This window comes from Massilia soli (genome assembly GCF_016809835.1).
GTDB classification, from domain to species: domain Bacteria; phylum Pseudomonadota; class Gammaproteobacteria; order Burkholderiales; family Burkholderiaceae_D; genus Telluria_A; species Telluria_A soli.
The window spans coordinates 22,230-45,452 of record NZ_JAFBIL020000006.1 but is presented as its reverse complement, the minus strand read 5'-3'; the positions used below and the strand labels follow the sequence as shown (position 1 = coordinate 45,452).

Here is a 23,223-nt window from a genome sequence, read left to right as displayed (position 1 = left end):
GCATGGAGCTGGCCGGCTACCTGCTGCCCTTGCTGAACGCGCTGTGGTGGCCGTTCGTGCGCAACCTCGCGCTGCTGTCGGCCGCGCCGATCATCGGCGACGCCATGGTGCCGATGCCGGTGCGGGTGCTGCTGTCGCTGGTGCTGGCCTTCCTGCTGCTGCCGGTCACCTCCGGCAACACCGACATCGACCCGTTCTCGATGCTGGGCGTGGTGGCGACGATCGAGCAGGCCGTGATCGGCGGCGTGATCGGGCTGGCGCTGCATTTTTCGATGGCGGTCATTTCACTGGTCGGTTACCTGGTGTCGTCGCAGATCGGTTTTGCGATGGCCCAGATGAACGACCCGGTCAACGGCTCGTCCTCGGACGTGGTGTCGATCCTGCTGACGATGCTGGCGATCCTGGTGTTCTTCTCGATCGACGGCCACCTGGTGCTGGCCGGCGTGATGGGCGCCAGTTTCAAGGCCTGGCCGGTGGGGCAGGGCTACGGCCCGCTGCTGCTCAACGCGGTGGCATTCAACGCGGCCTGGATTTTTTCGGCCGGCATGCTGCTGGCGCTGCCGATTGTGTTCTCGACCCTGGTGGTGCAGATCGGCTTCGGCTTCCTGAACCGGGTCGCCCCGGCGCTGAACCTGTTTTCGCTGGGCTTCTCGCTGACCACCTTGTTCGGCCTGCTGATGCTGATCCAGGTGGTGCACTTCCTGCCCGAGCATTACATGGCGATGACCAACCAGGTGCTGGACATGCTGCGCCAGCAGATGGGAGCGGCCCGTGGCTGAGACCAGCACCGGCGACAAAAGCGAAAAGGCTTCCCACCAGAAGCTCAAGAAGGCGCGCGACGAAGGCCAGGTGGTGCGTTCGCGCGACCTCGCCACCGCGGTCGGCATCCTGGTCAGCCTGAAGGTGTTTACGCTGTTCTTGCCGGCCTATCTCGAATCGTTCCAGGCCTTGTTCAAGCTGGTGTTCGTGCCGATGGGCGCCGAAGGCGCCATGGAAAACGTGATGTCGACGGTGTTTGCCGATTCGATGATGCTGCTGGTGCAGATGCTGCTGCCGCTGGCGCTGATCCCGTTCGCGGTGTCGATCGGCGCCCTGATCCCGGGCGGCTGGGTAATCACCACCAAGCACTGGATGCCCAAGATGGAACGGCTGTCGCCGGCCAAGAACCTGGGCAACCTGGGCACCAGCAAGCACTGGATCGGCGTGGCCACCTCGGTCGGCAAGGCGGTGGCGCTGGGCTTCGTGTTATGGAATACCAGCGAGTCGGGCATGCGCGCCTTTGTCGAGTTGCAAAAGATGACGCTGACCGATGCGATCATCAATGGCGCCGGCCTGATGTTCGATGGCCTGATGGCGATGTGCATGGTGTTCCTGCTGTTTGCCATCGTTGACGTGCCGGTGCAGGCTTTCCTGTTCGCCAAGAACCAGCGCATGAGCAAGCAGGACATCAAGGAAGAACACAAGAGCAGCGAAGGCAAGCCCGAAGTCAAGCAGCGCATCCGCCAGTTGCAGCAGCAGATGGCGCGGCGCAGCGTCAACAAGACGGTGCCCACTGCCGACGTGGTGATCGTCAACCCGCAGCACTACGCGGTGGCGCTGAAGTACGATGCCAACCGCGCCGAGGCGCCGTTCGTGGTGGCCAAGGGGCTCGACGAGATGGCGCTGTTCATCCGCGAGGTGGCGAAGAAACACAATATCGAGACGCTCGAGCTGCCGCCGCTGGCGCGCGCGATCTACAACACCAGCCAGGTGCAGCAGCAGATTCCCGCCCCGCTGTACCAGGCGGTGTCGCAAGTGCTGAATTACGTTTTACAGCTGAATGCTTTCCGTTCCGGCCGGCGCACCGCGCCGCCACGTTTTCCCAATGAGATGGCGGTGCCATCTCACCTGAGTGAGGTTCCAGCGTCATGAGTTTTTTCAACACCATGCTCGGCGAGTTAAAGCGCCACAAGTACGCCACCCCGGTCTTCCTGATGGTCATCATGGCGATGATCATCCTGCCGCTGCCGCCGGTGCTGCTGGACGTGCTGTTCACCTTCAACATCGTGCTGGCGCTGATCGTGATCCTGGTCAGCGTGTCGGCCAAGCGGCCGCTCGACTTCTCGGTGTTCCCGAGCGTGATCCTGGGCACCACGATGCTCAGGCTGACGCTGAACGTGGCCTCGACCCGGGTGGTCCTGCTGCACGGCCATGAAGGCACCCATGCGGCCGGCCAGGTGATCGAAGCGTTCGGCAACGTGGTCATCGGCGGCAACTTCGTGGTTGGCCTGGTGGTGTTCATCATCTTGATGATCATTAACTTCGCGGTGGTGACCAAGGGCGCCGAACGGATTTCCGAGGTGTCGGCGCGCTTTACGCTGGACGCCTTGCCGGGCAAGCAGATGGCGATCGACGCCGACCTCAACGCCGGCCTGATCAACCAGGAAAAGGCCCAGGTGCGGCGCCGCGACGTCGCCGCCGAAGCCGACTTCTACGGCGCCATGGACGGCGCCTCCAAGTTCGTGCGCGGCGACGCGGTCGCCAGTATCCTGATCCTGATCATCAACATGGTGGGCGGCGTGGCGATCGGCGCGCTGATGCACGACCTGTCGTTCGGCGAGTCGTTCCGTGTCTACGCGCTGCTGACCATCGGCGACGGCCTGGTCGCGCAGATCCCGGCGCTGCTGCTGTCGGCCGCGGCGGCGATACTGGTCACCCGCATCAGCGATTCGGGCGACTTCGAGCAGCAGGTCGGCGGCCAGCTGCTGGCCTCGCCGTCGGTGCTGTTCTCGGCGGCCGGCATGATGGTGGTGCTGGCCCTGATTCCGGGCATGCCGTTCCTGATGTTCATGCTGTTCGCCACCGTGCTCGGCTATGTCGGCTACCGCCTGCATACGCGGGTGCAGGCGCCCGACCACGCCAGGGTGGCGGCGATCGAAGCGGCGCTGCGCGACGAGCGTCCGGCCGAACTCGACTGGCAGCAACTGCCGGCGGTGCAGCCGCTGTCGGTAGCGGTCGGCTACAAGCTGGTCGGCCTGGTCGACCCGGCCCAGGGCGAGCCGCTGGCCAAGCGCATCAAGGGTGTGCGCCAGAGCCTGTCCGAGGCGATGGGCCTGCTGCTGCCGCCGATCCAGGTGCGCGACGACCTGGCGCTGCGTCCGAACCAATACACGATCGTGTTGTCCGGCACCGTGGTGGCCGAGGCCGAAGTGGTGCCCGACCACCTGATGGCGATTCCGTCGCCGAATGTCTACGGCCAGCTGGACGGCATACCGGGCGTCGAGCCGGCCTACGGCATGGCGGTGACGTGGATCGCGCCGGACCAGAAGGCGCATGCGCTGGGCCTTGGCTACCAGGTGGTGGAAGCGCCGAGCGCGATCGCCACCCACGTCTCGAAAGTGGTGCGCGACTATCTGCCCGACCTGTTCCGCCACGAAGACGTGCCGGCCATGATGGAGCGCCTGACGGCGCTGTCGCCGAAGCTGGCCGCCACGCTCGACAAGGCGCTGACCCACACCCAGCTGCTGCGGGTGTTCCGCGTGCTGCTGGCCGAGAACGTGTCGCTGAAGGATATCGTGGTGATCGCCACCACATTGCTCGACAGCTCGGAAACGACCAAGGACCCGATCCTGCTGGCGGCCGAAGTGCGCTGCGCGCTGCGGCGCCAGATCGTCACCCAGCTGTTCGGCAAGAAGAAGGATATGCCGGCGTTCAACCTGTCGGGCGAGCTGGAGAACATGCTGCTCGGGTCGCTGAACCAGGCGCGCCAGAGCGGCAAGATCGCGCTCGACAATTTCCCGATCGACCCGCAGTTGCTGTCGCAATTGCAGCTGAACATGCCGGTGGCGCGCGAGCAGATGAAGCAGCAGCAGACCCCGCCGTTATTGCTGGTGCTGCCGCAGGTGCGGCCATTGCTGGCGCGTTACGCGCGCCTGTTCGCGCCTGGGCTGTATGTGCTGTCGTATAACGAGATTCCCGAAAACCGCGAAGTGTCGATTGTCGGGACAGTGGGCTAATTAGATTAGCGTTGTCGTTGAGTTTGCCGGACACATACTGGCCAGGGTGCAAGTGATGCTTATGAAGTCGAGAACGTTGATTGTCCTGGCACTTTCTGCAAGCTGCAGCAGTTCGGCGCTGGCAGATTGGTACTACCGAAGCTTCAAGGTCGAGTGTTCGCGCGATCAGATTGCAGTGATCGACTATTCCGCTTACAACGAAGCCGGCGAAGCACGGCTGTTGGAGCGCAACGTCATCGACGTCGACAAGCTGTCAACCTGGCGAACGACTGAAGACGACTTGAACGTTCCGGACAAGCCGCTTCCGCATAGAAGAGAGTGCAAGATGGGAGGCAAAAAATATTCGATCGTTCTTACGAATCAATCGAACGGGGGCTATTCCCCTCCAGTTCCCGTGGTGAACATCACCAACACGACGAATCCACGCCGCCCCATTCGCATCGTCTCGGAATGTGCCCTCTACGATATGCCTGAAGGCGAAACAAAGATCGTACTTTCAATCAGCCACCCGCAAGGGCAGTTCTTCCGGGATGGAAAGCTTGTGCCTGACGCGCCATTCCGTAAGCCTGCTTGCGGCTACCATGAATATCAGCGTTAGGACGCTCGTCAACTCCCTCGACCTTGCCGGTGGCGCGCGAGCAGATGAAGCAGCAGCAGACCCCGCCGTTACTGCTGGTGCCGCAGGTGCGGCCCGAGATTCCCGAGAACCGCGAAGTGTCGATGTCGGGACGGTAGGGTAATCAGCAACGCCCCCGCTAGCAATGTCACCGTCGTTCCCGCGAAAGCGGGAACCTATATTGAAGCCGACCAGAGATAAATCGTGCAGGGGCGGCATAGGTTCCCGCCTTCGCGGGAACGACGTTATGCGGGGTCGTCGACCGGGTAGCTTGGCGGATAGTTCGGTTCGCCGTCCGGCGCGTCGAGGGGTGTCTCGTGCGGCGTCGCCTCAGGCGGGTCGGCCGGCATCGCCAGCAGCAGGGCCACATCGGCCATCGCGCGAAACAGCGTGTCGGGCAGCGCTTGCGCGGCCGCCGCGTCATTGACCGCGCGCGCCGGCGCGAGCGCATGGCGCAGGGTCGTGCGCACCAGCGTCAGGCCGGCGCGGTCGAGCGCGACGCGCAGTTCCGGCAAGGCCGCGCGCAGCAGCTCGAGCGAGCTGGTGTAAGGCGCGGCCAGTTCCATCATCACACCTTCCGGCATCATTTCCAGCTGCACCGTCGCGCGCATGCCATCTTCCAGCGTCAGTTCGACCCGCAACGCGGCCTTGCCGCGGCGCCGCCGTCCGGGCGGCTGGTCGGGCCCGCCGGCCAGCACGCGCAAGGTCATCGGCCGCGCCGGGCCCTGGGTGACGAAACGCCAGGCGTCCGGGTGCCAGTGCAGCGCGGGCTGCTGCGGTTGCTGCGAGGGCGGGAACTGGCCGGACATCAGCAGCGCGGACGGCACATGCTGACTGGCGGCCTGGTGCTGCAGCGCGGCCAGCTGGGCGCCATAGGTGGCGATCATGCCGCGCCAGGCGTTGGCCAGGGTGGCGCCGTCCAGCGCAGGCCAGGCCATCTGGCGCGCCATGAACAACTGGTCGGGGCGCATCGAGGCCGCTTCTGCCATCGCGGCGCCAGGGCTGGCGGCGAGCTGGGCCAGGCCAGCGCTGCCGGGCGCGTCGGCGGCGGCCAGCGGTACCGATACCGGCAGCGCCGGCAAGCTGGCGATGTTCGGGTTCACGGCCGGCGCCGGCGCGGTGGCCGGAACGGGATGCACTGCTGCGAAATGGATCGTTGCCATGGTCAGCCGCCAGAAAAGTGCTACTTATTCGGGGACAAAAAAAAGCCAGCCGGTGTACGCCGGCTGGCTCTCGTGCCCGCCCGGGGGCGGGGGAGTTGCGGCTATTACTGCAGCAGGGACATTACCATCGACGACATGCTGTTGCTCTGCTTGAGCATCGCGGTGCCAGCTTGCAGCAGCATCTGGGTCGAGGTCATGTTCGAGCTCTCGGTGGCGAAGTCGACGTCCATGATACGGCCCGAAGCAGCTTCGGTGTTGCTCGACACGTTAGCCAGGTTGGTGGCGACGTGTTCCAGGCGGTTTGCAGCAGCACCCAGTGCCGAGCGAACTGCGCCGATCGAGTCGATCGCGGTCGACAGCTTGTCGATGCTCAGCGAAGCCGAGCCAGCGCCGGTCAGTTCAGTACCAGCCAGGCCGGTTGCTGCGCCGAACGAGTTGTAGTTGACGCTGGTTGCGCCGAGCTGGGAGTGCAGCGCGGTCAGTTGCGACGACAGGTCCAGGCCCATCTTTTCCGAGGTCGATGCGCCGATCTGGAAGTCCATCGAGGCAGCGAACTTGCCGCTGGTGGTCGATGCCAGGGCAGCGGTTTCGTAGGCGGTCGATGCGGTCGACTTGGCGGTCGCGGCGGCTTCAGCAGCGGCGTCGGCTTCCATGGTTTCACGGGCCGTCTGCATCGCGGTGGCATTGGCTGCCGACGGGGTCGAGGTGAACGTAGCAGCTGCGGTGTTGTAAGCAGCCAGCGAGCTGACGGCGGTTGCGGTTGCGCTGGTGGCGGCTGCGGCGTCAGCAGTCTTGGCAGTTGCGGCCAGTGCCAGGGCGGCAGCGTCGGCAGCCTTGTTCAGCAGCTTGGCGCCACCGAACGAGGTGTTGCCGATGATGTTGCTCAGTTCCGAAGCCAGTGCGTCATATTCCGACTGCATTGCGGTCTTGTCCGAAGCGGTCGACGATGCGTCAGCCGACTGGGTCGCCAGATCCTTCATGCGGATCAGGATGTTGCTGGTCTCGCCGAGCGCGCCTTCGGCGGTCTGCATCATCGAGATAGCGTTTTGGGTGTTGCGCATGGCCATGGCCATACCGCTGGTTTGTGCTTTGAGGCGGGTTGCAATCTGCAGGCCAGCAGCGTCGTCCATCGCCGAGTTAATGCGGAAGCCAGTGCTCAGGCGGGTCATCGAGGTCGACAGGGTGCCCTGGTTGCGGGATACCGAAGCTTGTGCGGACAGGGCGGCGCTATTGGTGTGAAGGCTCAGCATGGTGTTACTCCTGGTTAGGTGGATACTGTTCGGAGCATGTGGTTTTCCTGCTCTCCCAAGCACAAAGCGACCGTTGTGAGCGGTTCATTAAATGCCGCACGGAAATTTTTTGAAAAAAGATGAAATGAGGAGGAAACGGCCCGAAATGTTTTCAGGCCGCTAACAAAACGGCTCAGGCGGGGTGGGAAACAGCGGTGCGGATGATCTGGGCCACCGTCGCTACCATGTCCGGGGTCATGGTTTGGCCAGTTGGCAGAACGATCACGCTGGCGGCGACCGCCTCGGTGTCGGGCAGTACCAGGCCCGCGTGCGGGAACAGGCTGCGGTAGGGTTCCATCTTGTGGCAGCCAGGCCAGAAGTAGCGGCGCGCCATCACGTTTTCGGCGCGCAGGGCGTCCACCAGCGCATCGCGCCCAATGGTGCAATCGGGCGCCACTTCCAGCACCACATATTGATAGTTGTTGCGCTCGTGCTCGTTGTATTCGAGCACGCGCACGCCATCAATGCCACGCACCGCCTCGCGGTAGGCGACATAGTTAGCGCGGTTGGCGGCGATCACCTGGTCCAGCGAGCGCATGTTGACCAGGCCCATGGCGGCGGCGATCTCGATCATCTTGCCGTTGGTGCCAGGGTGGATCACCTTGTCGAGATCGACAAAGCCGAAATTGCGCATCAGGCGGATTGCCTCGGCCAGCTGGTCGTCGTTGGTGACGACCGCGCCGCCTTCGAAGCTGTTGAAGAACTTGGTGGCATGGAAACTGAGCACTTCGCAGGCGCCGAAGCTGCCGATCATGCGGCCCTGGTACGTGCAGGAGAACGCGTGGGCGGCATCGAACATCAGTTTCAGGCCATGCTCGTCGGCGATCTCCTGCAGTTCCTCGACCGGCGCACCGCGTCCCCACAGGTGCACGCCGATGATGCCGCTGGTACGCGGCGTGATCATGCGGCGCACCGCGGCCGGCGACAAGGTGTGGGTAGCCGGATCGACGTCGGCGAACACCGGCGTGATCGACTGCCATTGCAGCGCGTGGGCGGTGGCGACAAACGTATACGACGGCACGATGACTTCGCCGGTCAGGCCAAGCGCGCGGATCGCTATTTCCAGCGCGATGGTGCCGTTGCACATTGCCACGCAGTGCTTGACGCCGAGGTGGCGCGCCACTTCGCCTTCGAATTCCTGCACCAGCGGGCCGTTGTTGCTGAGCCAGCGGCGGTCGAAAATGTCGGCCGCGTACTGCATGAAGGCGGCGCGGTCGCCCATGTTGGGTCGCCCCACGTGCAGCAGCTCGTCGAAGGCGGGAACGGCGCCGTTGACCGCAAGGTCGGCGCGATGGCGGATGGTCTTCATGCTTCAGGCTCCAGTGCCGGTTCGGAAGTCATCAGGTCGGACAGCCTGACGCGCATGGACTCAGGCGGCAGGCCGGCGCACCAGCGCTCCCAGATCAGCCGCAACCCGCGCTCCAGGCCCGAGGCGGCGATGATCGGATGGCCGGACACCGACTGGCCGAAACGCTGGCGCATGGTGGCGCGCAATTGCGCCAGCTCGTCCACATTCTGTGACAGGAACACGCCCAAGTCGACGAAGTGGTCGTCGTTATCGGCCACGAACGAGGTCAGGCCAAGGTGGGCCATGTGGCACACCGCGGCGTGGCTGGGATTGGTCGGGCCGGTGTTGGTCAGGGTCGGTACCCCCATCCAGAGCGCGTGGCAGACCGTCGTCGTGCCGGTGTAGGGGAAGGCGCCGAGGCAGATATCGACCTGGTCGTGCGCGGCCAGGTACTCGCCGACGGTGCCGCGCGGCTGCAGCTGCAGGCGCGTTGCGTCGATACCCTGGTCGCGCAGCCAGCCCAGCACCAGCGTGTCGGCGCCCGGATGTAGCCCACCCAGCAACAGCCGGGCGTCGGGTACCGCATGCAGCAATTTTGCCCACAGCGCAATCACCTCGCGGCTGAGCTTATTGGCCCGGTTGAATGTGCCGAACGTCATGTAGCCGTTGCGCAGGGCGGGCAGCTCGCTGATCTCGGGGGCGTTTGGCGCCGGCATGAACGGCGCGCCGAGCGGCAGGCGCACGATTTTTTCGGTGAACTGGTCGTCGTAACGCCCTTCGGGCAGGTGGAAGCCATCGGTGAAGTAATAGTCCATTGCCTGCAAGCCGGTGGTGCCGGCATAGCCGAGCCAGCTGATCTGGAGCGGCGCCGGCTTGCGCGCAAACAGGGGCAGCCGGTTGGCGCCGGAATGACCCGACATGTCGATCAGGATGTCGATGCCATCGGCGCGGATCATGCGTTCGGCCGCTTCGTCGTCGAGTGCGGAGATCGAGCGCCAGTGCGGGAAATAGCCGCGCAGCCGCGCGGTGACTTCGTCGTCGACCTTGCCGTTGTTGTAGGCGAACAGCGACAACTCGGTGCTATGGGTGAGCAATTCGAGGATCGGCTCGACGAAGGTAACCACCGCGTGGTTGTACAGGTCGGCCGAGACGAAGCCAATATTGATCCGGCGCGCCGGGTCCGCCACATTCGGATGGGGGCGGCGCAGGGCCAGCAGCGGGCGCTCGAACAAGTCGCCGAAGCGCAGGTGCTCGGCCAGCAGTTCGTGCGGGTCGTTGGTGCAGTGGCTCAGTGCGAACAGCGTATTGCTGAACGTGACAGGGCGGGGATCGAGCTGCAACGCGCGGCGGTAGCTTGCCAGCGAGAGGTCGCGTTCGCCGCCTTCCATATGGATCCATGCGACATAGGTATGGATGGCGGCATCGTCCGGCCGCAGCGCCAAGGCGCGGGCCAGGCTGGCCATCGCCAGTGCCGGCTGGCCCATCTGGTGCAGCGATTGGCCGACATCGAAATGGAACAGTCCGTTGTCCGGCGCGGCGTCGCGCAGCGCTTCGCGGAATGCCAGCGCCTCGGCGTGCTTGCCAAGCCGTGCCAGGGTCGACGAGATATGGCGCTGTGCGACCTGGTCGTTCGGGCGCCCCGCCAGCGCCTGGCGGTAGCATGCCAGCGCGGCTTCGTGCTGGTCCAGCGACGCCAGCGTCACACCGAGGTTGATGCGGGCATCGTAATGGTCGGGCCGCACCTTCAGCACGCCGTTGTAGGCGTCGGCCGCGATGGTGAACTGGCCTTGGCGCAGCGACGTATTGCCGAGATTGAGCAAGGCATCGACATGGTCCGGGGCGATCGCCAGCGCCTGGCTGTAGGCGGCGGCGGCGCCGTCCAGGTCGCCCAGTCCATGCAGCGCGCCTGCCAGGCCGGTGTAGGCATACTGGTCGTGCGGCCGCAATTGCAGCGCGCGGCGGTAGCTGGACTCGGCCGCCGGGTAGTCGGCCAGCGCGCGCAGCGCCTCGCCCAGTCCATAGTGCAAGGCGGCGTTGTCAGGCTGCAGGGCAATGGCCTTGCGGTAACTGTCAGCGGCCGCCGGGTATTCTGCCAGCGCATGCAGCGCCGGCGCCATGATCCCATGCAGCCTGACCATGCCCGGATCGAGTTCGAGCGCGCGGCGCTGGCTGGCCACGGCGGGCGCGAACTGGCCGGCCCGCTGCAGCGCCAATCCCAGCTCGGCGTGCGCCTTGGCGCTGCGCGGCGCCAGCTTCAGTGCGCGCCGCAGCTGCGCCAGTTCAGCGTCGGGTGCGTTGGCGCGCATCGGCTGGCCTTTCACGGCACGGCCCGGATCGTGCTGCACGGGTCGGAACACGTGGTGGAAAGTGTCATTGCGCTCATAGGATTTAGCTAGGAAATGTGCTTACGGAATTGTACCGCGTCCCTTTCCGCCAAACGGGCTAATTTTCTCTGTGGAAATTTTGACAAGCCACAGCGTTTCTTGACGCAGCTTATTCCATGGAGCACTATCACGCTGGCGATTGGCCTGGATTATTTGACGAAAGCGCAGCAATGACAGGATGGAACTTGCGGTGAGACTGGCCATCATGCAGCCGTATTTCGTGCCCTACATCGGCTACCTCCAATTGATGGCCGCGGTCGACCGCTTCGTGCTGTTCGACGATGTCGGTTTCATCAAGCGTGGCTGGATCAACCGCAACCGCATCATGGTGGGCGGGCGCGAACACTGGATGACCATCCCCTTGCGCGCGGCCAGCCAGAACCTGCTGATCAACCAGATCGCGGTGAGCGAGGACTCGGCCTGGCGCAGCAAGCTGCTCAAGACGGTCGAGCAGTCGTATCGCAAGGCGCCGTTTTATGCGGAAACCATGCCCCTGGCGCAGGACATCCTCGGCTGTCCGGAAACCATGCTGGCGCCCTACCTGCGCTGTTCCCTCATCGCGCTGCACGCCTGGCTGGAACTGCCATGCCAGATCATTGCCACGTCCTCTCACTATGAAAACCAGCACTACAAGGGTGCGCAGCGGATCCTCGACATTTGCCGCCAGGAGCACGCCAGCGTCTATGTCAATGCGCCCGGCGGCAAGCACTTGTACGCGGCCGCCGATTTCGCCGCGCTCGGGATGCAGCTGCGTTTCCTGAAACCGCGACTGGATGCGTATGCCCAGGATGGCGCGACGTTCACGCCGGGATTGTCGATCATCGATGTGCTGATGCACCAGGGCAGGGCAGCGACGCGGCAAGCGCTTTTTTCCGCCGCGCTGGAGTGACGCGCTCGGCATGCGCAGCGTAGCGCGGGTGCCCTCGATCAACTATAGTAATGAGCCAATGCGGCACCGATGACAATTTACAGAGGAAAGATATGAAACCAGGTCAGGAAAAACATTATCGCTGTCCAGAAACCGGTGCCGAACTGACACTGGAGATCGACCACCAGGACCAGGGCAATGTGCTCTCGGGCTGGCTCACCGCGGCCGGTGGGCGCCGCTATGCGATCAACAACGGCATCGCCGACCTGACCTTCCCTCCGGAGTTGCATCCGACCGAACAGAAAAGCAGGGCATTCTACGATCAGCGCGCCGAGATCTACGACAAGTTCCTGCACCTGACTTTTGAAACGTTTTGGGAAGACGAGACGGTCACGCGCAACAAGATGATCGACACGCTGGAACTGCAAGCGCATCACCGCGTGCTGGAAGTGAGCTGCGGCTCGGGCCGCGATTCGGCCTTGCTGGCGCAGCGCCTGGACGCTTCGGGCAGCCTGTACCTGCAGGATATCTCGCTGCCGATGCTGGAAAAATGCGTGGAGCGGATGGACGGCGTCGCCGTGCCCATCGACTATTCGCTGTCGAACGGCAGCTACCTGCCTTTCCCCGACGGTTATTTCGATGCGGTCTACCACTTCGGCGGCTTGGGCGAATTCGGCGACGTGAAGCGCGCCTTGAAGGAGTTCGCGCGCGTCACCAAAGTCGGCGGCCGCGTGCTGGTAGGCGACGAAAGCATGCCGCCATGGCTGCGCGGCACCCGCTTCGCACAAATCCTGACCGCCACCAATCCGCAATTCAATGCGCCGCTGCCGCTGCAGGAGATGCCGGTTGAAGCGCGCGAGGTGCGGCTGCGCTGGGTGATTGGCGGCGTGTTCTACCTGATCGATTTTGTCGTCGGCGATGGGGAACCGACGGGTAACTTCAATTATGAGATTCCCGGCCCGCGCGGCGGTACCCACATGACGCGTGTCGATGGCCAGCTGGAGGGCGTCAAGCCGGAAACCAAGACGCTCGCACTGGAAGCGATGCAAAAGTCGGGCAAGAGCATGCACGCCTGGCTGGACGACGTGGTCAAGGCCGCAGCCCTGCGCGATCTCGGACAGTAGCGCGATGTGGCTTAAGAAAGGCAAGATCTTCGACGCATCGGGACAGCATGGCTGGATGCACAGCCATGCGCAGGTGCCCACCGTGTGGCAAAAAGATCGCGACACGCTGAGGATATTTTTCGCCACGCGTCCCGAGCCCGGTTTGAGCATGACGACCTTCATCGACGTGTCGGCGCACGACCCGCGCGAGGTGTTATACGTGCATGACCGGCCGATCCTGGCATTGGGCAAAGCCGGCAGCTTCGACGAACATGGCGTCATGCCGAGCTGCGTGGTGCAAGTCGGCCAGCGCCTGTTCCTGTACTACAGCGGCTGGAGCCGCGGCACCACGACTGGTGCCCCGTACCGCAATTTCACCGGCCTGGCGATCAGCGATGATGGCACGACATTTACCCGCGTCAGCCAGGAGCCGGTGCTGAAGGCGACCGAAGCCGAACCGTATTCCGCGACATCGCCGTTCATGCTGCGCGACCAGGGACAATGGCGCTCCTGGTACTGCTCCGGCACGTCGTGGCGCGAGTTCAACGGGAAAATGGAGCATCAGTACGACCTGAAGACTGCGTCGTCGCAAGACGGCATTGAATGGCATCAAGCTGGCATCGCCGCCTTACAGTGCCGTAACGACAGCGAAGCCTTGACCCGGCCGACCGTCATCCGCGCCAACGGCACCTGGCACATGTGGTTCTGCTACCGCGGCAGCAGCGACTTCCGCAATGGCAACGATAGCTACCGCATTGGTTACGCCTATTCCGATGACCTCGAGCACTGGACGCGCGACGATGCGCAGGCCGGCATCGATGTCTCCGGCAGCGGGTGGGATGCGCTGATGATCGCCTATCCGTATGTGATACGGCAGGAGAATAAATTGCTGATGTTTTACAACGGTAACGGCTTTGGCGCCGAGGGCATGGGCTATGCCGAATATCCACTCGATACGAGGTAAATGAATTGTTTCCGGAAAACCTGACGATCGTAACTCCGCGCTTGCTGCTCACCCCGATCAGCATGAAGGATCTGGACGATGTCTGGCCGCATGTGACCGATCCGCGCATCTGCCGCCTGATGTCATGGCAGCCGCACCAGGACAAGTCGGAGACCAGGACACTGATCGAGAACCTGGAGCAAAGCCGCCACGACGGGCGCGGCATTACCTGGTCCATTTTCATGGACGGGCGCTTCTGCGGGATCATCTCGCTAATTAGCATCATGCGCCATCACCGCGCACTGACCTACCATAGCGCGGAGCTGGCCTACTGGCTGGGCGTGGAGTCGCAGGGACAGCGCATCATGTCGGAAGCGGGCCGCCACGTGATCGCTTTCGCGTTCAGGGAATTGGGCATCCACCGGCTGGTGGTCGAGCACTTCACCTCCAACCCGCAATCGGAAATGGTGATCAGGCAGTGGGGATTCCACTACATCGGTGAAAAACGCCATGCCTTCATGAAGGACGGTGTTTGGCACAACGCCAAGGCCTACGACCTGTTGGAAACCGACCTGTAGTCTTGGGTTGGTGCGCCTGCTTAGCCCACCATCGGCTTGACGATATAGCCAGTGGGCTGCTGGGTGAACGGGAAGGTCCGGATCTGCAGGCCGGGCAGCAATTCGCGCACCGCCTGGGTCTCGCCCGGCGCGGTTTCATGGTTGATATTGTCGAGTAGCAGAATGCCGCCAGGCGTCAGCCGCTCCCAGAAATGCTCGATGCAATGATGGACCACCTTGTAGAGTCCGCAATCGAGGAAGACCAGTTTGAATTGCAGGTGCGCATACTGGTCGAAGAAGGCGGGAAGGTCCTTGGATAAGTCCAGCTCATGCAGCATTGCGACGTTATCGAGTTGCTGTGCCTTGATCAGCGCCTCAAGGCGTTCCTTGCTCTCGAAATAGGAGTTGTCATCGACGAGATGCTTCTCATTGTCGTCCGGATGGTTTCCCTTGAACCAGTCGAATCCGTGGACCTGGGTCAGCGACTCGGGCTCGAACAATTTGGTCAGCTTGGCAAACATCAGCATTGATGAGCCTTTGAACACCCCGGCTTCGGCGATGTGGCCCATGAGCCCAAGCGTTTGCTTGTACACCTCGTACAGCGCGAGGAAACGGCCGAGGGCGACATGCCCGGTGAATGCCGGAAAGTGATGGATCAGATCGGCAGGGTCATAGCCCATGCCAAGAATTTCATTCACTCCCTGCCAGTACGGCTCGCGGCGCTGCTCGAACTTGCGTGTTTCGAAGCCGATCCGGCGGTAGCCGCGCTCCGGCGCCTGCGATAGCTGGCCGGCGCTCGCATGGGAATTTTTGGCTTGGGTCATGATCGACTCCCTTATAGATTTGAAAACTGCGACATCCGCAGGAACTGCCGGCTGTTCAAGCGCAACTGCGGCGTGCTACCTTCAATGAACACCGCGCCACGTTCCGCGCATTTCGTCACCAGGGCATTGGCGCCCACAAAGCATTCATCGCCCATCGTCACTCCATGCCCGAGCGTGCTGTTGACGGCGAAAAAACAGTTTGCTCCCACCGTGACCGCGCCGGAAATATTCGTGCAAGAGGTGAGCCAGCAGTTGTCGCCGATCGCGCTGTGATGGCCTACCATCGCGCCGCTCCAGACAAAGACGTTGTTGCCCAGCGTTACGCGCGGGTGGACCAGTGCCTGGTGCATGACAAAGCAGTTGTCGCCATGGACCAGATCGCGCGGCGCGCCTGGATCAATATGGGATGCCAGGGCATAGCCCAGGGCGCGCGCCTCGGCGCATTTGTTTGCGCGCAGGTCATTCAGGTCTTGGTAGCCGACCGCGACAAACATGTCGTATTGCTCCGGCGGATAGTGCGCGGCGACCGTGTCGAACGTCACGACCGGCAGGCCCTGCCATTGTGCGCCAGGTGAATAGGGCGCATCGACCGTGCATGCCACCACCTTGCGCTCGCTATGGTGCTGGAAGAAATACAGCAGCACCTCAGCGATTTTTCCGGCGCCAAACAAGATCAGAGGTTTCATCGGGATGCTCTTTCCTGGAGTGCTGATTGAAGGGAAACGCGATCGATTTTGCCGTTCGCATTTTTGGGCAACCCCGCCATCAGATTGACTTTACGCGGCACCATGTAAGCTGGCAACAGCGCGGCAAGTTGCGCCAACAGGGCTTCGGTCGTTGCGTTCGCATCGTCGAGCGCGGCGAAAGCGACGATCTCGCCGAGGCCCTCGGCGAGCTTGTGATAAATGACGGCGCACTCCGTCACGGTCGGCAGGGTGTTCAGTGCCGCCTCGATTTCTTCAAGTTCGATCCGGTAGCCCATGTGCTTGACCTGGAAATCCTGCCGGCCTTTGAAGTGCAGCTTGCCGTTCTCGTCGCGTTCGACCAGGTCGCCGGTGCGGTAGCCGAGCTCGGGATAGCGCGGATTGGCGGGATTCTGGATAAACGCCTTGGCGGTGCGGTCGGGGTCGTTGTAATACCCCAGTCCGACGTGCGGCCCGGTCAGGAACAGTTCGCCAAAGGTGGGATCGGCCGCATCCAGCGGCAGGATATGTGCGGAAAAATTCTGCGCTATCGAGCCCAGCGTCGCCAGCCTGGCCATGTCGTCGAAATCGGCAGTCCCGACGCGGTGCGCGCTGCAAATGCAGGTGCATTCGGTCGGACCGTAGACATTCTCGAGCGCCGTGCGCGCGCCAAACAGGTCGAACAACTGCTTCAGGCGGCTCTTGGGGAAGCCTTCGCCGCCGAAGATAATGGCGCGCATGGCAGGAAAATCCTTCGCCGCCAGTGCGCGGGTCGTCAACAAATACACCAGCAGGGACGGCACTGAGAACCAGATGCTGCAGCGGGCCTGGTTGACGAGCGTGACCAAGGTGCGCGGCTCCCTGACCTGTTGCGCGGTGAGCGGCACCAGCGTGGCGCCGGCAAACAGTGCGGTGTAAAAATCGAACACCGAATTATCGAAGTACATCGGATTGGCATTCGTCAGCACGTCGTCCTGCGTGACTGCAAAACGGTCATGTGACCAGCCGATAAACCACAGCAGGTTGGCGTGCGAAATCGCCGCTCCCTTGGGCATTCCGGTCGATCCCGACGTAAACATGATGTATGCCGGTTGATGGCCGCCGACGCCGGCTGCGTCAGGCAATGCGGCGGCGCCGCCGGTCGGGTCGTGCGACCATGCATGCAAGTCCAGGACAGGGGGCTTGCCGGTTTGTGTCAGCGCAGCCTGATGGGGCAGCGCGGCAAAGCTATTGACGATCAGCCGTGGCTGACAGGTATGCAAGATTTTTTCGAGCCTTGCCCAAGGACTGTCCGGGTCAAGATTGGTATATATCAGCCCCAGGCGCAGGCATGCCAGCATCGTCGCGTAGGCAGGCGGAGATTTGTCATGGAATAAGGCCACCACATCGCCTTGCCTGAGGCCCTGGTGAATCAGTTCGCCGGCAATTGCGTTCGCCAGGGCGGCCAGTTCGCCGTAGGAGACCATTTCCTGGGTCGCCGGATACGACAGGGCGGTGCGGTCGCTGTGGCGCCGAACGACGTCGTCGAATGCCAGCCCAATATTGGAAACAAAAGCCATGAGCAGCGTTCCTCGTCAGAGTGTCAGCCCGCCGTCCAACTCGAGCACGGTACCGGTAAGATAGTCGTTCTCGACGATCTGGCGGGCTGCGAGGTAGATCGCCTCCGGATTGCCGAGCCTGCGCAAGGGGATTTGCTGCTTCAGGCGGGTGATGATGGTGTCGCTTAAGGCGGCATGCGTGGAAGGTGTATCGAAGAAACCGGGCGCGATGGCAGCGAAACGAAAACCCAGCGGCCCCAGTTCCTTGGCCCAGGTAGCCGTCAGCGCATTCACTGCGGCCTTGGCGGCCGAATAGGCGGACTGGCCCGGGTTGCCGGCAGCGGCAATCGAGCTGATCGAAATGACGACGCCTTTGCAACGCCGGGCCATCATGCCATCGACCACGCGGCTGGTGACATAGAACACCGAATCCAGGTCGGCAGCCATCACATCGCGCCAGGCTCGGCGCGAATGAACCCGGTCGCCACGCGCGGTGAAATTGACCAGTGGTTCGCTGTGGATCACGCCGGCATTATTGACCAGCACGTCCGGCTCGAAACCATCCTGTTTTGCGCTGGCGACGGCAGCATCGACCGCATCCGGATCGGATACGTCGCAAGGCCAGGCCAGCACGCGGCCATCGAACGCTGCGCGCAGCTCGGCACACAAGTCGTCGTCGCGTTCGAAGACGCCCACCAGGGCGCCATCGGCAAGGAAACCTTCGACCAGCCGGCGGCCGATGCCGCGGCCGCCGCCGGTGACCAGCACCTTGGCGCCGCTCAGGTTCACAGCGTGCCGCCGCTGGCAACCACGGCCTTGCGCACGTCGCCCAGTGTCCGCATATCGGCAATCTGGTCGCCATCGAACTGCACCTGAAAATCGTCTTCCACCCGCGTGATCAGCATCATGTGCTGGAGGGAATCCCAGGTTGGGATTTCCTTGAACTCGGTGTGGTCCTGCAGGGCCGATTCCGGGACTTGGAAAATTTCAGAAAAAATCGCGGTGAGCTTCATGGGAATTAGTATTAAATCAGTAATATATTAAGTGGCGAAGATCGAACGATGGCGCCGTAGGAAGAGCATTGCTTTCGAGAATTGTAGCCCGTGGCGGCGTGGAGGAGGGGGTTTTCCTGGATTTTTTTGGCCCCATTCCTGGGGGCGACGATCATACGCACGGCGCGGCGCTGCGCTATCATGGCGGGTTACGCATACACGCACCGAAGCCAATGTCAGAAAACCACACACCCTCCAGGGGCATAACAGCAACACCTGGCGCATACAAACCCAGGACGCTGTCGGTCGCCCCCATGATGGACTGGACCGACCGCCACTGCCGCAAGTTCCACCGCGAAATCACCCGCCATACCTGGTTGTACACCGAGATGGTGACCACTGGCGCGCTGGTCTACGGCGATGTCGAGCGCCACCTGCGTTTCAATGACGAAGAGCATCCGGTTGCGCTGCAGCTGGGCGGCAGCGATCCGCTTGACCTTGCCAAAAGTGCAAAGCTTGGGCAGGAGTGGGGTTACGATGAAATCAACCTGAACTGCGGTTGCCCGTCCGAACGGGTGCAGAAGGGCGCATTCGGCGCTTGCCTGATGGCCGAGCCGCAACTGGTGGCCGACTGCGTCAAGGCAATGCGCGACGCCGTGTCGATCGACGTGACGGTCAAGCACCGGATCGGTATCGACCGCAATGAGGAATACGGTTTTGTGCGCGATTTCGTCGGCACCATCGCCGACGCCGGCTGCCGCACGTTTATCGTACACGCCCGCAATGCCGTGCTGAAGGGCCTGTCGCCAAAAGAAAATCGCGAAATCCCGCCGCTGCGCTACGAGGTGGCTTACCAGCTCAAGCGCGAATTCCCTGAGCTGGAGATCATCATCAACGGCGGCATCAAGACCGCGGACGAAGTGGCCACTCACCTCCAGCACGTTGACGGCGTCATGCTGGGCCGCGAGGCTTACCATAATCCTTATGTGATGGCCGAGTACGACGCACGGTTCTACGGCGACGACTCGCCCGTCAAGACGCGCCAGCAAGTGATCGAGGCGATGATCCCGTATATCCAGGCGCAAATCGCGGCGCATGGACAGCGCGGACTCAAGCTCAACACCATCACCCGCCACATGCTGGGCATCATGGCAGGCTTGCCGGGCGCCCGCAGTTTCCGCCAGGTGATGTCCGATCCTACCCGCCTGGCATCAGGCGACGCCCGCCTGCTGCTCGACGCTTGTGCCAGGTTGACCAGCGCCTGACGCGCAAATGCAACACCGGGACCGGCCAGGTCCCGGCATGCGCGCCGTCCCCCGGCGCGCATTTTGTTCCGTTTCTCCTCTGAAGGGTGGCGCCCGGCCGCGATCTTGCCCTTTTCATATCCCCAGTATTTTCCGTACCACAACCTTTTACTGCTTGCCTCACGGCAAGATAAAAACCTATAATCATTTCGTTGTTTCCATGAGGCAACCGACATGACGGCTCTGTTGAGTGTTGTTCTCACGAAACAAAAAGTGACTCCGGGCTTAATTTTGCATTCGCAGTCATTTATTTGATTTATCCTGATGGAAACACGCGAAGCTTCATTGTGTTGCCGAGGAGCATCAAAAATGCCGCCGCCAGCGCACTGAACCGAACGATTTCGATCAATAGTTTCATTAGAAAAGACACGAAATGAATTTATCCAGCATGAAGGTCGGCACCCGCCTGGCGCTTGGTTTTGCCCTCGTATTGTTCTTCCTGGTCGCCGTGACGATCGTGGGTATTTTCCGCATGGCCGAAATCCAGGATCGCCTTGACCGCGTCGTCAGCGTCAACAACGTCGTCAGCCGCCTTGTCATCGATATGCGCAACAACGTGGCCGACCGTATCTCGTCACTGAAAGTACTGACCCTGATGACTGATCCGGCCGACATGGAACCGGAAATGAACCAGATCAAGGCCCGCGCCGACAAGTACGCCGAAGCCCAGAAGAAGCTGAGCGACGTCTTCGCCCGCGAAGGTTCGGCCGACGAAAAGGCCCTGCTGGCACAGATTAAAGAAAACGAAGCGCTGACCCAGGCGGCCATCGCCAAGGCATCGGCCCTGTGGCTGGGTAACGATGCCGAGACGGCAACCCGTGTCCTGATCAAGGAAATCCGCCCACCGCAGAAGAAGTGGATGGACGGGCTGGACAAGCTGGCGACGCTGGAAGAAAAGATGAGCGCCCAGGCCCAGCACGAGGCGCAGAGCGGCTTCGAAGCGGCACGCAACATGATGATCATCCTCGGCCTGGTGGCTGGCGTGCTCGGCGTGATGGCGGCATGGTTCATCACCCGCGGCCTGCTCAAGCAGCTCGGCGGAGAGCCGGACTACACCGCCAAGATTGCAAGCAGCATCGCCGCCGGCGACCTGTCGATCCGCATCGATACCGAGCATGCGGCCCAGGGCAGCCTGCTGATGGAAGTGCGTGAAATGCGCAACAGCCTGAAAGGCATCGTCGGCCAGGTTCGCGGCGGCACCGAGACCATCGGCACCGCATCGCGTGAAATCGCCGCCGGCAACATCGACCTGTCGTCGCGTACCGAAATGCAAGCCAGCGCGCTGGAAAAGACCGCGTCGGCGATGGAAGAACTGACCTCGACCGTGAAGCAGAACGCCGACAATGCCCGTGAAGCCAATGCGCTGGCAGCAACGGCGTCGGACGTGGCCCGCAAGGGTGGCGACGTGGTCGCCCAGGTGGTGGACACCATGGGCTCGATCAACACTTCGGCCAACAAGATTGTCGACATCATCGGCGTTATCGATGGCATCGCTTTCCAGACCAACATTCTGGCGCTGAACGCGGCAGTGGAAGCAGCACGTGCCGGTGAACAAGGCCGCGGCTTCGCGGTGGTGGCGTCGGAAGTGCGCAACCTGGCGCAGCGTTCGGCAGCGGCAGCAAAAGAAATCAAGACCCTGATCGGCGACTCGGTAGAAAAAGTCGAACGCGGCAGCAAGCTGGTCGGCCAGGCCGGCGTGACGATGGATGAAGTGGTCGCCTCGGTCAAGCGGGTCACCGACATCATGAGCGAGATCGCCAATGCAAGCCAGGAACAGTCGGCCGGCATCGAGCAGGTCAACCTGTCGATCATCGAGATGGACAGCATGACCCAGCAGAACGCGGCACTGGTGGAAGAAGCGGCAGCGGCAGCGCAGAGCCTGCAGGACCAGGCTGGCGAACTGGCCCGCGTGGTCAGCATCTTCAAGCTGGTTGAAGGCGAAGAAATCCATGTGGCCGAAGCGGCGCCAATGGCAACGGCGGCACCGGCCTCCCGTCCGGCGGCAGCCAAGGCCAAGCCAGCGCTGAAGCGCCCGGCAGCACGTGCGGCAGCAGCCCCGGCCGCACCAGCGGCCCAGCCAAAAAAGATTGCAGCAACCACCGCCGGCAACGACGAGTGGGAAGAGTTTTAAGCGGTCGTCGTTAAACGACTCAAACGATTTTATTAAACGAAGTGGGATCAAGAAAAATGAACAAGCGTACCAGCACCATCGCCGCACTGATGTTCGCGGCAGTTAGCAGCACCAGTTTCGCAGCAGAAGTTCCAGCGAGCTTCGACGCCAAGAACTGCAAGGCAGAATACCCAAAGACGTCCCTGATGAACGAAGAGCAGGGCGCGGTCACCATGGCTTTCCTGGTATCGGCTGACGGCAAGGTCGTCGAGTCGAAAGTTGAAAAGAGCAGTGGCTTCAAGAACCTGGACAAGGCCGCGATCAAGGCGATCTCGGCATGCAAATTCAAGCCAGGCACCAAGGATGGCGCCGTTGCGCAGACCTGGACCAAGGTCGATTACGTCTGGTCGCTCTAATTTTTAGCTGAATAACAATTTTTGGGAGAAATGGTATGTCTACGAATAAGCGTTGCCTCCGTCTCATCGCTGCCCTGGCCCTGTCGGGTGCCAGCTTTGCCGTTGCAGCTGCCGAAGTATCAGCCAGCTTCGATCCTAAAAATTGCAAGGCGGAATATCCGAAAGCCTCGCTGATGAACGAAGAGCAGGGCACCGTCTCGATGGCGTTCCTGGTCAACGCCGACGGCAGCGTGGCAGATTCCAAGCTGGAAAAGACCAGCGGCTTCAAGAACCTGGACAAGGCGGCGATCAAGTCGATCAGCGCCTGCAAGTTCAAGCCGGGTACCAAGGACGGCGCCCCGGCGCAGACCTGGACCAAGGTCGATTACGCCTGGAAGCTCGACTAAGATGTTCCCCACCAGCCGGCCCTCGTGGCCGGCTGGCGTTCCACCCCTGCGCTTTCCTGCACCACCCGCGCGCTGCCGTTGGCGCGATCGCTGTTACCCTCCCTGTGTTGATTCGTTTCCAGCTTTACAGGAAGGATATGATGCGTCCATTGAATTCGATTGTCGTCGCCGTACTGCTGGCGCTGGCGGGCTGCGCGGCCGTGCCCGGCCTGCACGACCCCGCGCGCACCAACCAGGCGGTGTCGCTGGTGAACATGCTGTCGTGGACCAATGCTGTCAGCGACAAGCCCGACGCGCTGCGCACCGCCTGGCCGCTGGCCGCGCTCACGCAGCACACCGAACAGTTTCCGCTGACCCAGGTCAAGCAATGCGACGCCGCAGGCGTCTGCAAATGGGGCGTGCTGAAGGCGCAGCGCATGCTGTCGGCGCCGCGCTACGTCGCCGGCGGCGTGGCGGTGGACCTGGCACTTTCCATCGATGTCGGCCGCGCGGGCGACGCGCTGCAGGGCGGCGAGACGGTGGCGCTGGCCATTCCCGCCGACGTGCAGGCGCTGGAGGGCAAGCGCACGGTGCGCAAGCCGCTGGTGCTGCCATACGGGAAAGTTGAACGTATCGACCTTGGCTTCGGCATCGCCTACGACCTGTGCGCGCAACGCCTGAACGCCGCTGGCCAGCCCGTCGACAGCTGCGACATTCCGTACCTGTAACCCCAAGCGCGGCAGGGTAAATAAACAATTTAGTTTACTTATTGTCTTCTTGACGTT

22 protein-coding genes and 1 pseudogene are annotated in these 23,223 nt (G+C 62.4%); 13 read left to right on the top strand and 10 right to left on the bottom strand.

Annotated elements, in window-relative coordinates; translation table 11 throughout:
* The first annotated feature begins 2 nt into the window (after positions 1 to 2).
* The 4 genes from fliR to I4X03_RS15270 all read left to right on the top strand — a co-directional run bounded on the left by fliR (position 3) and on the right by I4X03_RS15270 (position 4,593).
* Positions 3 to 779, top strand: coding sequence for a flagellar biosynthetic protein FliR (gene fliR / locus I4X03_RS15285; RefSeq protein ID WP_223469105.1), 777 nt, complete (start codon positions 3 to 5; stop codon positions 777 to 779).
* Positions 772 to 1,911, top strand: coding sequence for an EscU/YscU/HrcU family type III secretion system export apparatus switch protein (locus I4X03_RS15280; protein WP_223469104.1), 1,140 nt, complete (start codon positions 772 to 774; stop codon positions 1,909 to 1,911). Before fliR ends, I4X03_RS15280 begins: the two co-directional genes overlap by 8 nt.
* Entirely contained in the window at positions 1,908 to 3,995 is a 2,088-nt protein-coding gene (locus I4X03_RS15275) for a flagellar biosynthesis protein FlhA (protein WP_223469103.1), read from the top strand. Before I4X03_RS15280 ends, I4X03_RS15275 begins: the two co-directional genes overlap by 4 nt.
* A gap of 61 nt (positions 3,996 to 4,056) precedes the next feature.
* Complete coding sequence (locus I4X03_RS15270) at positions 4,057 to 4,593, top strand: hypothetical protein (protein ID WP_223469102.1); 537 nt, start codon at positions 4,057 to 4,059, stop codon at positions 4,591 to 4,593.
* Between the two features lie 263 nt (positions 4,594 to 4,856).
* On the opposite strand, the gene I4X03_RS15265 is transcribed toward I4X03_RS15270, so the two are convergent.
* From I4X03_RS15265 to I4X03_RS15250, 5 genes and pseudogenes are all read right to left on the bottom strand, one after another.
* Positions 4,857 to 5,774, bottom strand: coding sequence for a flagellar hook-length control protein FliK (locus I4X03_RS15265; protein WP_223469101.1), 918 nt, complete (start codon positions 5,772 to 5,774; stop codon positions 4,857 to 4,859).
* A gap of 104 nt (positions 5,775 to 5,878) precedes the next feature.
* Positions 5,879 to 6,280, bottom strand: coding sequence for a flagellin (locus I4X03_RS23340; protein ID WP_370660527.1), 402 nt, complete (start codon positions 6,278 to 6,280; stop codon positions 5,879 to 5,881).
* Positions 6,281 to 6,613: 333 nt separating this feature from the next.
* Positions 6,614 to 7,024, bottom strand: a pseudogene (locus I4X03_RS23335) (flagellin N-terminal helical domain-containing protein); the annotation flags it as partial.
* A gap of 172 nt (positions 7,025 to 7,196) precedes the next feature.
* Positions 7,197 to 8,372 carry a DegT/DnrJ/EryC1/StrS family aminotransferase gene (locus I4X03_RS15255; protein ID WP_223469099.1) on the bottom strand — a complete coding sequence of 392 codons (1,176 nt, stop codon included), beginning with the start codon at positions 8,370 to 8,372 and terminating at the stop codon, positions 7,197 to 7,199.
* Positions 8,369 to 10,657, bottom strand: a complete 2,289-nt coding sequence (locus I4X03_RS15250; protein ID WP_223469098.1) for a tetratricopeptide repeat protein — start codon at positions 10,655 to 10,657, stop codon at positions 8,369 to 8,371. Before I4X03_RS15250 ends, I4X03_RS15255 begins: the two co-directional genes overlap by 4 nt.
* A 268-nt stretch (positions 10,658 to 10,925) precedes the next feature.
* Here I4X03_RS15250 and I4X03_RS15245 point away from each other — a divergent pair, with 268 nt between their 5' ends.
* The 4 genes from I4X03_RS15245 (at position 10,926) to I4X03_RS15230 (ending at position 14,227) form a co-directional block, all read left to right on the top strand.
* Positions 10,926 to 11,624 (top strand): WbqC family protein, encoded by a 699-nt coding sequence (locus tag I4X03_RS15245; protein WP_223469097.1) that lies wholly within the window; start codon positions 10,926 to 10,928, stop codon positions 11,622 to 11,624.
* Between the two features lie 92 nt (positions 11,625 to 11,716).
* A complete protein-coding gene (locus I4X03_RS15240; protein WP_223469096.1) occupies positions 11,717 to 12,727 on the top strand; it encodes a class I SAM-dependent methyltransferase in 1,011 nt (336 codons plus the stop codon).
* A gap of 4 nt (positions 12,728 to 12,731) precedes the next feature.
* The gene (locus I4X03_RS15235; protein WP_223469095.1) at positions 12,732 to 13,670 is read left to right on the top strand and encodes a glycoside hydrolase family protein; all 939 of its coding nucleotides are present in this window, start codon (positions 12,732 to 12,734) and stop codon (positions 13,668 to 13,670) included.
* A gap of 5 nt (positions 13,671 to 13,675) precedes the next feature.
* Positions 13,676 to 14,227, top strand: coding sequence for a GNAT family N-acetyltransferase (locus I4X03_RS15230; protein WP_223469094.1), 552 nt, complete (start codon positions 13,676 to 13,678; stop codon positions 14,225 to 14,227).
* Between the two features lie 20 nt (positions 14,228 to 14,247).
* Here the strand turns inward: I4X03_RS15230 and I4X03_RS15225 are convergent, their stop codons facing one another.
* From I4X03_RS15225 to I4X03_RS15205, 5 genes are read right to left on the bottom strand one after another with little or no spacing between them, the layout of a single operon-like run.
* Positions 14,248 to 15,030, bottom strand: a complete 783-nt coding sequence (locus I4X03_RS15225) for a class I SAM-dependent methyltransferase (RefSeq protein ID WP_223469093.1) — start codon at positions 15,028 to 15,030, stop codon at positions 14,248 to 14,250.
* Between the two features lie 11 nt (positions 15,031 to 15,041).
* Positions 15,042 to 15,701 carry an acetyltransferase gene (locus I4X03_RS15220; RefSeq protein WP_223469092.1) on the bottom strand — a complete coding sequence of 220 codons (660 nt, stop codon included), beginning with the start codon at positions 15,699 to 15,701 and terminating at the stop codon, positions 15,042 to 15,044.
* 11 nt (positions 15,702 to 15,712) lie between these two features.
* On the bottom strand, positions 15,713 to 17,272 hold the full coding sequence (locus I4X03_RS15215; RefSeq protein WP_223469091.1) for an amino acid adenylation domain-containing protein: 1,560 nt from the start codon (positions 17,270 to 17,272) through the stop codon (positions 15,713 to 15,715).
* Positions 17,273 to 17,287: 15 nt separating this feature from the next.
* Positions 17,288 to 18,040 (bottom strand): SDR family oxidoreductase, encoded by a 753-nt coding sequence (locus tag I4X03_RS15210; protein WP_223469090.1) that lies wholly within the window; start codon positions 18,038 to 18,040, stop codon positions 17,288 to 17,290.
* The gene (locus I4X03_RS15205) at positions 18,037 to 18,264 is read right to left on the bottom strand and encodes an acyl carrier protein (protein WP_223469089.1); all 228 of its coding nucleotides are present in this window, start codon (positions 18,262 to 18,264) and stop codon (positions 18,037 to 18,039) included. The genes I4X03_RS15210 and I4X03_RS15205 overlap by 4 nt, the downstream gene beginning before the upstream one ends.
* Before the next feature lie 212 nt (positions 18,265 to 18,476).
* Here I4X03_RS15205 and dusA point away from each other — a divergent pair, with 212 nt between their 5' ends.
* From dusA to I4X03_RS15180, 5 genes are all read left to right on the top strand, one after another.
* Positions 18,477 to 19,508, top strand: a complete 1,032-nt coding sequence (gene dusA, locus I4X03_RS15200) for a tRNA dihydrouridine(20/20a) synthase DusA (RefSeq protein WP_223469088.1) — start codon at positions 18,477 to 18,479, stop codon at positions 19,506 to 19,508.
* A 412-nt stretch (positions 19,509 to 19,920) separates the two neighbouring features.
* Positions 19,921 to 21,678 carry a methyl-accepting chemotaxis protein gene (locus I4X03_RS15195; RefSeq protein WP_223469087.1) on the top strand — a complete coding sequence of 586 codons (1,758 nt, stop codon included), beginning with the start codon at positions 19,921 to 19,923 and terminating at the stop codon, positions 21,676 to 21,678.
* 56 nt (positions 21,679 to 21,734) lie between these two features.
* Positions 21,735 to 22,073 carry an energy transducer TonB gene (locus I4X03_RS15190; RefSeq protein WP_223469086.1) on the top strand — a complete coding sequence of 113 codons (339 nt, stop codon included), beginning with the start codon at positions 21,735 to 21,737 and terminating at the stop codon, positions 22,071 to 22,073.
* Positions 22,074 to 22,108: 35 nt separating this feature from the next.
* Entirely contained in the window at positions 22,109 to 22,459 is a 351-nt protein-coding gene (locus I4X03_RS15185) for an energy transducer TonB (protein ID WP_223469085.1), read from the top strand.
* Positions 22,460 to 22,596: 137 nt separating this feature from the next.
* Positions 22,597 to 23,166 carry a hypothetical protein gene (locus I4X03_RS15180; RefSeq protein WP_223469084.1) on the top strand — a complete coding sequence of 190 codons (570 nt, stop codon included), beginning with the start codon at positions 22,597 to 22,599 and terminating at the stop codon, positions 23,164 to 23,166.
* Positions 23,167 to 23,223: the final 57 nt, after the last annotated feature.

What these genes read in the sequence shown, in the direction of transcription:
- fliR (WP_223469105.1), top strand. Translation starts at nt 3, where the DNA reads ATGGAGCTGGCCGGCTACCTGCTGCCCTTGCTGAACGCGCTGTGGTGG.
- I4X03_RS15275 (WP_223469103.1), top strand. Translation starts at nt 1,908, where the DNA reads ATGAGTTTTTTCAACACCATGCTCGGCGAGTTAAAGCGCCACAAGTAC.
- I4X03_RS15270 (WP_223469102.1), top strand. Translation starts at nt 4,057, where the DNA reads ATGAAGTCGAGAACGTTGATTGTCCTGGCACTTTCTGCAAGCTGCAGC.
- I4X03_RS15265 (WP_223469101.1), bottom strand. Translation starts at nt 5,774, where the DNA reads ATGGCAACGATCCATTTCGCAGCAGTGCATCCCGTTCCGGCCACCGCG.
- I4X03_RS23340 (WP_370660527.1), bottom strand. Translation starts at nt 6,280, where the DNA reads ATGGGCCTGGACCTGTCGTCGCAACTGACCGCGCTGCACTCCCAGCTC.
- I4X03_RS15255 (WP_223469099.1), bottom strand. Translation starts at nt 8,372, where the DNA reads ATGAAGACCATCCGCCATCGCGCCGACCTTGCGGTCAACGGCGCCGTT.
- I4X03_RS15250 (WP_223469098.1), bottom strand. Translation starts at nt 10,657, where the DNA reads ATGCGCGCCAACGCACCCGACGCTGAACTGGCGCAGCTGCGGCGCGCA.
- I4X03_RS15240 (WP_223469096.1), top strand. Translation starts at nt 11,717, where the DNA reads ATGAAACCAGGTCAGGAAAAACATTATCGCTGTCCAGAAACCGGTGCC.
- I4X03_RS15235 (WP_223469095.1), top strand. Translation starts at nt 12,732, where the DNA reads ATGTGGCTTAAGAAAGGCAAGATCTTCGACGCATCGGGACAGCATGGC.
- I4X03_RS15225 (WP_223469093.1), bottom strand. Translation starts at nt 15,030, where the DNA reads ATGACCCAAGCCAAAAATTCCCATGCGAGCGCCGGCCAGCTATCGCAG.
- I4X03_RS15215 (WP_223469091.1), bottom strand. Translation starts at nt 17,272, where the DNA reads ATGGCTTTTGTTTCCAATATTGGGCTGGCATTCGACGACGTCGTTCGG.
- I4X03_RS15205 (WP_223469089.1), bottom strand. Translation starts at nt 18,264, where the DNA reads ATGAAGCTCACCGCGATTTTTTCTGAAATTTTCCAAGTCCCGGAATCG.
- dusA (WP_223469088.1), top strand. Translation starts at nt 18,477, where the DNA reads ATGTCAGAAAACCACACACCCTCCAGGGGCATAACAGCAACACCTGGC.
- I4X03_RS15195 (WP_223469087.1), top strand. Translation starts at nt 19,921, where the DNA reads ATGAATTTATCCAGCATGAAGGTCGGCACCCGCCTGGCGCTTGGTTTT.
- I4X03_RS15190 (WP_223469086.1), top strand. Translation starts at nt 21,735, where the DNA reads ATGAACAAGCGTACCAGCACCATCGCCGCACTGATGTTCGCGGCAGTT.
- I4X03_RS15185 (WP_223469085.1), top strand. Translation starts at nt 22,109, where the DNA reads ATGTCTACGAATAAGCGTTGCCTCCGTCTCATCGCTGCCCTGGCCCTG.
- I4X03_RS15180 (WP_223469084.1), top strand. Translation starts at nt 22,597, where the DNA reads ATGATGCGTCCATTGAATTCGATTGTCGTCGCCGTACTGCTGGCGCTG.